We start from the raw sequence: 10809 nt of genomic DNA, 5'->3' as shown, positions 1-10809 counted from the left end.
CCTGGCGATGAGGATGACAAGAGCGGAGTGACGGGAGACTGTCACGCTCCGTTCTGTTGGAGCCCAGGGGTGCAATTCCCCTGGGCCACCCGACCTCAGGAAAGCGCGTTACCCTTCGCCGAGGCAGGGACCATCCATCCGAGGCTTTCGGCCCAGCGGCGGGCACGTTCGGGTTCGCCGGCCACCAGGGGGCCCGGCGGGCCGTCGACGTAGAAGCTCCGTGGACGGTCGAGGAGGGAGAAGCCGAGACGGTGCAGGCACCTTGCCGCACCGGCCGCGGCCGAACCCGCGGGACGGGGGTGACGGACCTTCGTGTCGAACGTGGCCGCTCCGGTGAGCGGCGTCCCCTCGGGCGACCCACTCGGTTGCCTGGGCAGTGCCTCGAGCCACTCCCGGATCCCGATCCCCGGCGACACGACATTGCCCTCGGTCCGCCTGGTGGCGTCGTGCCGGGTCTCGGGCCGACTCATCTCGAACGCATGGGTGGGCCCGCCGACGATGAGGAGCCTGACATCGTCGTTCAGGGCCGGGTCCGCGGTGCCGACCTCTACGAGTCCGACGTCCAACCACGTCGACAGGCCGATCGCGACGGCGTCCGCGATCACCCTGGTGTTGCCGAACATCGATTCATACACGACGAGGGCGCGCATCTCGTCCCACTCCTCACCCGGAACCTCGTACCGGAGCCTCGTACGGTCCCGGCCGAGGGCGACGCCCGAATACCCGCGCTGTCCCGGCCGCCGTCGGTCTGTCGGCTGCCGCCGCGAGCTCCGGTCCTCCCGGTTCTTTCGGTTCTTCCGGTTCTTGCGGCCGTAGGGGTCTCCTCGGCCGTCGCGGGCGTCGACCCTCGATCCAGGTTCCAGACCAGTGTCATCCGTGGACGGCCACGCAGGGCAGGGTAGGACGGTCTGGTCAAACCGGACATTCGGCACGGTCGGCGGCTTCCCCATGGGCCGCCGCCGGAGGTCGGTCCGCGCCGCCGGGAGGCCCGGGCGGGAGGTATGGCGGGCGTGCGGTGAAACGAGCGAACGCGGTGTGGAGGGTGCTGGTCTCCGTAGCGACACCGGCCGGTGTGGTGACGAAGGTAGCGATGGTAGACAATCTCCTCACCGTACGTCGTCTAGCGGGTCGCACAGGAGAATAGATGATCATGGAGGAGTTGCCCGAGTGGGCCGCGGGGATCGATGTCAATCGCCCGAGCGCCGCACGGATGTACGACTACGCGCTCGGCGGATCGCACAATTTCGCGGTGGACCGGGAGGCGACGCGCGCCGCCATCGAGATCCTCCCGGACGCCCTGCTGATCGCCAGATCGAACCGGTTGTTCCTGCACCGGGCGGTGCGCTTCCTCGCTGCCGAGGCCGGGATCACACAGTTTCTGGATCTCGGCTCCGGGGTGCCGACGGTCGGTAACGTCCATGAGATCGCCGAAGGGGTGAATCCGGAGGCCCGGGTCGTCTATGTCGACATCGACCCGGTCGCCGTCATCCACTCCCGGATGCTGCTGGCCGACAATCCGCGGGCCACGGTGCTCCAGGCGGATGTTCGGCAGCCCGCGTCGATCCTCGGCTCCAGCGCGGTGGCCGAGCTGCTCGATCTTTCTCAACCGATCGCCGTGCTCATGGTGACGGTTCTGCATTTCGTCCCCGACAGCGATGACCCGGCTGGCGTCATCGATTCCTTCCGGGAGGCGACGGCGCCGGGCAGCTACCTGGCCATCTCGCATGTGATCGCGGACGAGCGGGCCGTAGGGATCAACCAGGCCGGCAAGGTCTACGACGAGACCCCTACCGGGGTGACCCCGCGTTCCCGTGCGGAGATCGCCGGTCTGCTCCGCGGATACGAGCTCGTTGACCCGGGCCTGGTCTACCTGCCGGCCTGGCGCCCGGACGCGGCGAGCATGGGCGCCGATCCCCTCGCGGACAACCCGGTGCGTTCCACGATACTTGCCGCGGTCGGGCGCCGGTAGCTCGCCGTTCCCGCCTGTTCCTGACTGTTCTTGGTTTTTATGATTTTTCTTGGCTATCTTTACTTTTTTAATTTTTTATTGGTTTTTCTCCGGCTTCCGGCGCTTTTCCGGCCAGCGGCCGAGGTTTTGTCACAGGGCGGGTCAGGCCCAAGGTTTGTCATGGTCCGGCAAGAAATGCGTGCGATGAGGAGTGCGTGCGGTGAGGTCCCTGCCCCAGACAGCCCGCCAGCAGGGCGTCGCGCGCTTCGCCCAGGCCTGGGCCCGAGAGATCCTCGGCGCCAGCTATCCGGCGATCGGCCTGATCGACGTCGAGCAGCGGTTACGGGCGTTGAGCGACCGGCTCGTCGACGCCCTGCTCGCCGAACCGTTCACGGCCGACCCTGCGGCCGCGGTCGGGGCTGCCGTCGTCGAGTACACCTTCGGCGCCGCGGACGCGTTGGCCGGAACCATCGAGATCTGTGGCACCAGACTGCTCACCGACCTACGACTCGGGACGGCCGACGGGTACGGCGCCCGGCTGGCGGCGTTGCAGGGCGGGCTGGCCCAGGGATACGCCCATGCGCTGCGGGAGCGGATCCTCGCCGGGCAGGACTCGATCCATCGCGCGGCTCTGCACGCGAGCGATGCCCGCTTCCGGATGATCTTCACCGGCTCCGCGATCGGAATCCTGATCAATGATGGAGGCGGACGGATCATCGACGCCAACGACGCTTTTCTGCGGATGCTCGGAGTCGGCCCGGGTCAGGTGCAGGGCAGGTCAATCGACGAGTTCGCGCATCCCGAGGACGCGAGGGAGCTCCGGGAGGCCTATGCCGCCCAGCGGACCGCCGGACCGGAGCACATCCGGATGGAGTGGCGGNTCACCGGGATCGGCGGGTCGGTGGTGTGGGCCGAGCTGACCACGTCGTGTCTGCGCGACGACGACGGGCGGTGCCGTGCGCAGCTCTCCATGATCGTGGATGTGACTGACCGGCATCTGTTGCAGAACCAGCTGCGCCGCCAGGCGCGGCACGACCCGCTCACCGGCCTGCCGAACCGGACGGTACTCATCGAACGGGTCCACGAACTGATGGCCACGGGACCGGAACGTCGCATCGGGCTGTGCTTCATCGATCTGGACGGATTCAAGATGGTGAACGACAGCCTCGGCCACGACGTCGGCGACCGGTTGCTCGTCGCCGTCACGGACCGGCTGCGTCGGGTGCTGTCCCCGGAGCAGCTCCTGGTCAGGATGGGTGGTGACGAGTTCGTGATCCTTGTCGCCGACACAGCCGGCACGGCGGACGCCGTCGCCGTCGCCGAGACCGTGCTGGCGGCGCTGGCGAGCCCGCTGCGGGTGGGTGACCACGCGCTGTCCATCGGAGCGAGCATCGGCATCGTCGAACGGCCCGTCGCCGGCGGGGACTACGCCGATCTGCTACGGGCCGCCGACATCACGCTCTACCGGGCGAAGGCGGAGGGGAAGGGTCGCTGGGCCCTGTTCGAGGCGGAGCGAGGCGCCCGGCAGGTGACCCGGCACACTCTGTCGACCATGCTGCCCCGCGCCCTCGAACAGGACCAGTTCGTCGTCGAGTACCAGCCGATCATCGCCCTCGGCGACGGTGCGGGTGCCAGGATGGCCGCCGGGGCGATGGTCGGGGTGGAGGCGCTGGTCCGCTGGCGGCATCCTGGCCTCGGTCTGCTGCCCCCCGATCTGTTTATCGGGATGGCGGAGGAGACCGGGCAGATCGTGCCCCTCGGCCGGCGCGTGCTGGAGCTCGCCTGTCGGCAGGCGCGGCAGTGGCAGGAGTGTCATCCGCACGCCCTGTTCGTCAGCGTCAACCTGGCCGCCCGGCAGACCCGCGAGGCCGGCCTGGTGGAACAGGTCCGACGCATTCTCGACGAGACCGGGCTTTCCCCGGACCTGCTCCAGCTGGAACTTACCGAGAGCGCCTTCATGGGCACGGCCGACGAGCCGCTGCGGGTCCTGCGCGGGCTCGCCGAGATGGGCGTGCGGATCGCTATCGACGACTTCGGCACCGGTTATTCCAACCTCGCCTACCTGCGTCGGCTGCCGGTGCACACGCTCAAGCTCGCCGGACCGTTCGTCGAGGGCTTCCACTCGGCGCGGGACGCCGACCCGGGGGATGAGGAGATCGTGCAGACGCTGGTCACGTTGGCCCACACCCTGCGCCTGACGGTGACCGCCGAGGGCGTCGAGACCCCGATGCAGGCCGAGCGGCTGCGCGCGGCCGCCTGCGACAGCGCGCAGGGCTTTCTCTTCGCGCCGCCGCTGACGGCTGAGGAGATCACCCAGAGGATCCTCACCCGGTCCGCTGGCTCGGACCGAACATCTTCGAGCCCCACGCAGGCAGCGCGGGCGGCATGGGCGCGCTGATCCCGTAGGACGCGCTGACCTCTCCACCCCCAGTGGACCCTCGGCCTGGATGGCCTTGGCTCCTCCGGGCGGGGGCTCCTCCGGGGCGGGGCGCCGGTCGGTGATCTGCGGTCGGCACCCGTCATACGCTGGGAGTTTGGAGTCGGTAGTCCCGGGAATGGGCGGCGTGTCGATGTCTTCGACGCCTCGGTCCTCCCTGTCCTGGAGGCGGGGCGGACGGGGGCCGCGCACCGGCCCTGAGCCCAGACACCATGAGTCCAGAAACCATGAGCCCAGACGAGGACGGGACCGCCCGTCGCCGGGCGGGCCGAGGATCATCCTGAGCGGATCGCCGACCGTCCCGCGCAGATCGTGAATCGTGCCGGGGAGGGTGTGGAGGAGCCCAGGGACCGGGCTGCCGGCCGTTTCACCGGCCGTTTCACCGGCCGTTTCACCGGCCGTTTCACCGGCCGTTTCACCGGCCGTTTCACCGGCCGTTTCACCGGAGGGGCGACGGGCCGGGATCCGGCGGACGCGGTCGAGCGGCTCTTCGGCAGGGCCGGCACCTGGCTGGCGCAGGGGGATCGGCCTTGACCGGGCATCGGCCGTCGAGGGACGCGACACGAGGGAGTAGCGGCCATGAGCACGACGGCCGGGGCTGAGGATCTCACGGCCCTCGCCCGGCGACTCGCGCCCGAGGTCGTCGAGGAGGCCGTTCGAGAGGCCCGCGAACTCGCCCGACATCAGATCGTCGAGTGCCTCGCCCGTGAGATCACCCGGGTGGCGATGGAGGGCATCAGGCCGGCCGTGACCCCGCCTCGGGACCTTCCTCCCGTTCCGGTCTCGCAGTCGGGGTCGGTTCCGGAGTCGGAGTCCGTCTCGGAGTCCGTTCCGGAGTCCGTTCCGGAGTCGACTGTCGCAACTGTGGGCGTGGTCGGGCCTGGCATCCGGCCGTCCTCGCGCGTGTCCCGGACCGACCGCGGTCTTTACGTATACGGCATCATCCCCGCGGCGAGCGACACCGCCGGAATCGATGGGCTGGGCGCCGACACCGAGGTGGACGCGATCGCGCGGGATGACGCCCGTCGGCACACCGGTCGGCCGGGGCGGATGTTCGACTGCGCGTACCTCGTGCCGCGTTCGGAGGAGGATGCGTTCCTCACCACGGCGACCGCGCTGACGCGGGAGCTGGACGCGGCGGGGTGCCCCGCCGAGGCGACGGGTCCCTGGCCGCCCTACTCGTTTGTCCATATCACGCTGGGTGGTTACCAGCATCTGGGCGGCACCTTCGACGGTCACGAGGACTCGCCCGGCGGTGGAGCGCCGGTGGTTGACCGGGTGCGCACCACTGACNGGGTGCGCACCGCCGATCGGGTTCCGGACGCCGATCGGGTCCCGGGTCCTGTCGGAGGACGGCATGGTGCTGTCGGAGGACGGCATGGTGGCGGCGATGACTGAGCTCGGCGAGGTGCTGGTTCCCCGGGGGGGCCATGCCGGGACGGGGCGCTGTGCGGGGGCAGGGTGCTTCGGTGGGCCGGGGGAGACGGGATCGCCCCGACCCCCCCGGCGTGTCGAGGGCCCGCTCCGCCTCCTCCGCGGACGAAGAACGATGGAAGAAGGCGAGGACAGCGCCATGACCGTCTCCAGCCAGTCCATGAACCGGGCTCCGAAGCCCAGCAGCCTGGCCGATGTCCTCGACGTCGTGCTCGACAGGGGAATCGTCATCGACGCCTACGCGCGGGTCGCGCTGGTCGGCATCGAGGTCCTCACGGCCGACGCCCGGGTCGTCATCGCGACCGTGGACACCTACCTCCGGTTCGCCGAGGCGGTGAACCGGCTGGACCTCGCGCCCAAGGAGCAGGTCCCGGGCCTGCCCGGACTCATGCATGAGGTCACCGACGGCACCGCGAGGCAGAAGTCGAAGGGGGCGCTCGAAGGATTGAAGGATACCGCCGAGGAGGCGGTGGGCTCGCTGCGTGGCGGATCGTCCGAGGAGCACGCCCGGCGGGATCTGCCGGCCGGGCGCAGCGCGCCGGGCGACCGCCGCAGCGGCCGAGAGGGATGATCGCCATGTCTGTCATCATTTATGGCATCACGCGGTCCGGGCATCCGGCGCCGATGCCACCGCCGCCCGGCATCGGACACCCTCCGGGGCAGGTGCACCTGGTGCGGTTCGGGCCGTTGGCGGCGGCGGTCAGCGTCACCGCGGATGTCGGGATTCTGGGCGAGTCCGAGGCCGTGCGTCATCTGGNTATCCTGCAGCGACTTCTCGCCGGAGGCCCCGTGCTGCCGCTGCGGTTCGGGACCGTCGCCCCCGACGAGGCTGCCGTATGCCGTGAGGTCCTCGCCCCGCTCGCCGACGAGATGCCCGATCGGCTCGATGCGCTCGAAGGGCTGGTGGAGCTGCATCTCGACGTGGAGGAGGACGAGCGGTCCGCCCTCACCGAGGTACTGCCGGGCAGCCCGTTCGTCGGGGTCACGCCGTCCGCGGATCTCGACGCGCGGATCAGGCTGGGCCAGCAGGTGGCCGACCTGGTCATCGCCCGCCGGCAGCGCCAGGCCGATGCGATCCTCGACCTGCTGCGTCCGCTGGCGCTGTCCGACCGGCCACGGCGCCCGCACGGCGGCGCGGATGACCCGGTGCTCAGCTGGGCGTTTCTGCTGCGCGATGCCGCCGTGGATGCGTTCGACGCCGCCGTCGCCGATCTCCGTCGCGCCTGTCCGTACTTCACGATCGAATACGTCGGCCCACTTCCCGCCATCGACTTCGCCGAGGACCCCACGGGTCCGCCCGGAGCCGGTGACACGGCGGACGCCGACGCCTTCGGGGGGACCGGCAGATGGGGTTGGAGCTCGGACTCCGACATCTGGGAAGGGAATGATCAATGAAGGGCTCCACCAGGGGCGCCGTCACTTTTCATCCGCTCGCTGACGGCCTCACCCGGATCCTGCCGACCATGGAATACTGTCCCAGCGGGTAGTGTCGGCATCATGGTCGCGGGACGCCTGGTCGGGATCTATACCACGCCGATCCGGGGTACCCGGATGCGGGCCCGTGAGGCCGTTCGAATGATCGAGGGTCACGGTCTCGAAGGCGACCGCTACGCCACCGGCACCGGGACCTACTCCGCGCGCGGTGGCGCCGGTCGCGCCGTCACGCTGATCGAGCGTGAGGTCATCGCCGCCGTGGCCGCGGATGCCGGGGTGGCTCTGGCCGAGTGGGAGACCAGGCGAAACCTGGTGACGGAGGGCGTCGCGCTGCTCGNCCTCGTCGGGCGGACCTTCCGCATCGACGACGTTGTCCTGCTCGGTGTCCGGCCCTGCCCACCGTGCTCCTACCTCGAACAGCTCACCCGCCCCGGGGTCTGGAGCGCGCTACGCGACCGAGGTGGCCTGCGCGCAGACGTCGTGCGTGGCGGCACCGTCCCGNTCGGCGCGACGATCATCATCCCGCACCGGGAGGCCGAGCCCGTCGACGCGGTCGTGCCGGATCACGCGGTCGTGCCGGATCACGCGGTCGCGTCGGGTGCGCCCGCCCCGACCGGTGGAGGATAGCGCCACGCATCCGGGTCAGTACCGCCAGGCGGGATCCCGGTGTAACCGGGCTGGTTCTTCAGCAGCCCGACGCGGGCGGCCACGCCGAGNCTGTAGACCAGTGCCCGGACGCGGGCGTCGATCTCGTCGCGGATCGACCGGATCTCCTCGAGCGTGCACTCCGCCGGATCATCCAGTTTCCAGGTGAGGTAGCGCGTGTCGGGGTAGCTGGGAACGGCGTCGCCGCATCCCATGTTGATGACGACGATGGAGTCGCGGACCATCTCGTTGGTTAGTCGCTTCGGGGACTCCCGGGACAGGTCGATGCCTACCTCGGCCATGACGGTGACGACTCCCGGGTGGATGGCCGGGGCCGGGGCGGTGCCGGCGGATCGGGCGCGGAACAGGCCACGACCATGTCGGTCGAGCAGGGCGGCGCCTATCTGAGAACGGCCCGCGTTGTGGACGCAGACGAACAGCACTTCGGGCGGACGAGCCACGAACGCTCCTGGTCGGCCGTGCTGGAACGGTGGGATAACGGGTTGCCGGGGTTGCGGCGGAATGTATTTTCTTCGGATCTGGATGCCAGGTCGCGATGTCAGGAACTTGTTTGAATGTTGATGTTTTCGCGGGCTTCCGTTGCAACGGATGTTGGGTATGTCTCGATGGGGTATCGTCGAACACGGTTTCGCCGGGTGCGGCATCGCGGACCGTGATTTCATGGNCCGAATATTCGCCGACTACGAGTCTTGCCGGCGCGACCATTGCCGACCGTAAACGCCGCCGGTCATTGTCAACAACATTTTGATAACACTGATGTAATCGTTCGCGTCGGCCGTGGGTTGCCAGTGGCATACTCCCACGGGTGCCACCGGGTGCTCCCCACGGGGGTGACGAAGTCCCGGCGTCGCCCTGATCACTTCTGGTGGGCGAGGCTCTGGCGGCAGCCGGGAAGATCGCTGAGATGCCGAAGCCGGTGGCGGTGATGGTCACCGAGGCGGTCGACCGTGCCTTCGAGGCGACCCTCGCCAACGCCTGACGGCACTCGGGCGACCAGGCAGACCTTCGCCGCGATGGCACTCGTCAGACCGTCCCCGGGGGCTCGGGGCTCGGGGGTAGGGACTCGGGGCATCGGACGGGGTCAGCGCCGCATCAGCAACGAGCCGCCCAGGAGATACGACCCGACCATCTCGAAGTTCGTCGGCGCCAGGGTGATGTGCGCGACCACGGTGTGGATGTCGCGGAAGCAGCGGTCGAGCCGGCCTGCCGCGCCCAGGGCCCTGGTGCCGGCCAGGCCGTGCAGGGTGTCCACGGCCTTCAGGGTGTTTTCGCCGGCGGCGGTGGCGGCGAGCCGGATCAGGGCGCTGAGCTTCTCCCCGCCGATGAGGCGGGCACTCGCGTGGCCGGCCGCATCGTCGAGCAGCAGTTCACCCGCCCTGACCAGGGCCGCGGCGCGGGCGAGGCCGGCCTGAACGGTATGGCTGGACGCCAATGTCTCCGTCCCGCGGGCAGGAACCGCGCTGACCGCCNGCCCCGGGAAGGCGCTCAGCGCGTCCTGGGCGATGCCGAGCGCCGTTGACGCGGTCGTGAACGGGCCGAAGTCGTAGTACGCGATGGGGTAGCCGCGCGAGGGCCGGGCCGCGGGCAGCCGGCGCAGCAGCCCGCCGTCGACGGTGTGCTCCTCGGGGACGAAGAGGTCGTCGACAGTGAAGCTGACGCTCCCGGTGCCGCGCAGCCCTATCGTGAACCAGTCGTCGGTGAAACGGACGGCATCCCGCGGAACGAACATCATCCGGGTTGTGGGCGGGGCCGGGGCCGACGAGTTCGCCTTACTTCCCGCGGCTACCTCGCCGGCCGCGCTGGTTTCGGTGACGAGTGAGGCGCACACCAGCCAGTCGGCGTGGGTGGAGCCGCTGGCGAAGGACCACCGACCGCGTACCCGGTAACCGCCGGGGACGGCCTCGGCGTGGCCCGACGGGTTGATCCCACCGACGACGAGACCATCGCTCTCCCGGAACATCCGGCCGGCCGTCTGCTCCGGGAGGTAGTCCGACATCCGGCCGATGACGCCCTGGACCCCCATCTGCCAGGCGACGGAGGCGTCGATCCGGGCGAGCGCCTGGAGCACCGCGGAACCGGTCCGGACACTCACCCCGCCGCCGCCGAAGGCCGGGGAGACCCACATCCGGTGGATGTTCTGCTCACGCAGGGCGTCGATGACGTCGGGCGGCGTCATTCTCTCCTGTTCGGCCTGTTCACGGTGCTGGACCAGGACTGGGGCGACTTTCTCGACCCGGGCGAGCCAGTGCCTGGTCTCGTCGTCGGGGTGGGCGGGGCCTGGCCAGAACATGTCACGCATCCACTCTGATCAACCGCCTGATCTGCGGAGACATCGTCCGTCCCTTTCTCGTCGAGGGAGGTAAAGGCTGGTCACCGACGGCAAAGCTCCGACTGAAGCCGCATCTACGGATAGATCATAGCAATTTCTACGTAGATACGGATCGCGAAAGCGCTAAGGGGCCGTGAGAGCGGCCCAGATTACCAGGGTTTCCCTGGCTCTGCGGCTCTGCGGGCGGAACTTGTCAAGATTTTTAGGACAAGATTCTTTGTGAACTAGCCTGTGTTCCGTCCCTGTCGTGATCTCGGTCGAGGGATGACTTCTGATCGTTCGGGCACGCCGTCGGCTGGTTCGGCCTGGTCATCCGGCGTGTGGTTGATCCCGGCGGGCTTCGGGAGCGGCGGCGGGACCGGGGGCTGGTTCACGAACCGTTCCGGATGCGCGGCGTAGGCCACGTCGAGGACACGGCTGCGGGCAGCGTGTACCGCCTCGGCCTGGCCGAAGTACACGGCCGCCGGCGTGAGATAGCCGATTCCCGAATGTCTGTGCTCATGGTTGTACCAGGCGAAGAACCCGCGGCAGAACTGGCGCGCCTCGGCAATGGTACCGAAG

At 69.3% G+C, this 10809-nt stretch carries 11 protein-coding genes and 1 pseudogene; 8 read left to right on the top strand and 4 right to left on the bottom strand.

Annotated elements, in window-relative coordinates; all coding sequences use genetic code 11:
- Positions 1-95: 95 nt before the first annotated feature.
- Positions 96-650: a flavodoxin family protein gene (locus CED_RS20255; RefSeq protein ID WP_011435453.1), complete on the bottom strand. Its 555-nt coding sequence runs from the start codon at positions 648-650 to the stop codon at positions 96-98.
- Positions 651-1150: 500 nt separating this feature from the next.
- On the opposite strand from CED_RS20255, the gene CED_RS20250 reads away from it, so the two are divergent.
- The 8 genes and pseudogenes from CED_RS20250 (at position 1151) to CED_RS20220 (ending at position 7880) form a co-directional block, all read left to right on the top strand.
- The gene (locus tag CED_RS20250; RefSeq protein WP_035730986.1) at positions 1151-1969 is read left to right on the top strand and encodes an SAM-dependent methyltransferase; all 819 of its coding nucleotides are present in this window, start codon (positions 1151-1153) and stop codon (positions 1967-1969) included.
- 199 nt (positions 1970-2168) lie between these two features.
- Positions 2169-4346, top strand: a complete 2178-nt coding sequence (locus tag CED_RS20245; protein ID WP_051868965.1) for a bifunctional diguanylate cyclase/phosphodiesterase — start codon at positions 2169-2171, stop codon at positions 4344-4346.
- 372 nt (positions 4347-4718) lie between these two features.
- Positions 4719-4919 carry a hypothetical protein gene (locus CED_RS20240; protein ID WP_152569813.1) on the top strand — a complete coding sequence of 67 codons (201 nt, stop codon included), beginning with the start codon at positions 4719-4721 and terminating at the stop codon, positions 4917-4919.
- Positions 4920-4964: 45 nt separating this feature from the next.
- Positions 4965-5783 carry a GvpL/GvpF family gas vesicle protein gene (locus CED_RS20235; protein ID WP_035913348.1) on the top strand — a complete coding sequence of 273 codons (819 nt, stop codon included), beginning with the start codon at positions 4965-4967 and terminating at the stop codon, positions 5781-5783.
- Positions 5784-5958: 175 nt separating this feature from the next.
- A complete protein-coding gene (locus CED_RS20230; RefSeq protein WP_011435457.1) occupies positions 5959-6390 on the top strand; it encodes a gas vesicle structural protein GvpA in 432 nt (143 codons plus the stop codon).
- 5 nt (positions 6391-6395) lie between these two features.
- Positions 6396-7214 (top strand): GvpL/GvpF family gas vesicle protein, encoded by an 819-nt coding sequence (locus CED_RS20225; RefSeq protein ID WP_035913347.1) that lies wholly within the window; start codon positions 6396-6398, stop codon positions 7212-7214.
- Positions 7214-7303: pseudogene (locus CED_RS25645) on the top strand (cyclase); the annotation flags it as partial. The gene CED_RS20225 and the pseudogene CED_RS25645, both read left to right, overlap by 1 nt.
- A 13-nt stretch (positions 7304-7316) precedes the next feature.
- Positions 7317-7880, top strand: a complete 564-nt coding sequence (locus CED_RS20220; protein WP_035913343.1) for an MOSC domain-containing protein — start codon at positions 7317-7319, stop codon at positions 7878-7880.
- Here CED_RS20220 and CED_RS25640 read toward each other — a convergent pair.
- The 3 genes from CED_RS25640 to CED_RS26425 all read right to left on the bottom strand — a co-directional run.
- Complete coding sequence (locus CED_RS25640) at positions 7835-8359, bottom strand: arsenate reductase ArsC (RefSeq protein ID WP_369807865.1); 525 nt, start codon at positions 8357-8359, stop codon at positions 7835-7837. The two genes, CED_RS20220 and CED_RS25640, sit on opposite strands and share 46 nt — an antisense overlap.
- A 641-nt stretch (positions 8360-9000) precedes the next feature.
- The gene (locus tag CED_RS20210; RefSeq protein ID WP_369807864.1) at positions 9001-10209 is read right to left on the bottom strand and encodes an acyl-CoA dehydrogenase family protein; all 1209 of its coding nucleotides are present in this window, start codon (positions 10207-10209) and stop codon (positions 9001-9003) included.
- Positions 10210-10472: 263 nt separating this feature from the next.
- On the bottom strand, positions 10473-10809 hold a 337-nt coding region (locus tag CED_RS26425), incomplete at its 5' end, for an integrase core domain-containing protein (RefSeq protein ID WP_035913339.1).

Source organism: Frankia sp. CeD (assembly GCF_000732115.1).
Taxonomy (GTDB): domain Bacteria; phylum Actinomycetota; class Actinomycetes; order Frankiales; family Frankiaceae; genus Frankia; species Frankia casuarinae.
This window is presented reverse-complemented; position numbering and strand designations above follow the sequence as displayed.

Bases quoted from the DNA above. Each gene is read 5' to 3' on its own strand.
- CED_RS20250 (WP_035730986.1), top strand. From the start codon at position 1,151: ATGGAGGAGTTGCCCGAGTGGGCCGCGGGGATCGATGTCAATCGCCCG.
- CED_RS20230 (WP_011435457.1), top strand. From the start codon at position 5,959: ATGACCGTCTCCAGCCAGTCCATGAACCGGGCTCCGAAGCCCAGCAGC.
- CED_RS20255 (WP_011435453.1), bottom strand. From the start codon at position 650: ATGCGCGCCCTCGTCGTGTATGAATCGATGTTCGGCAACACCAGGGTG.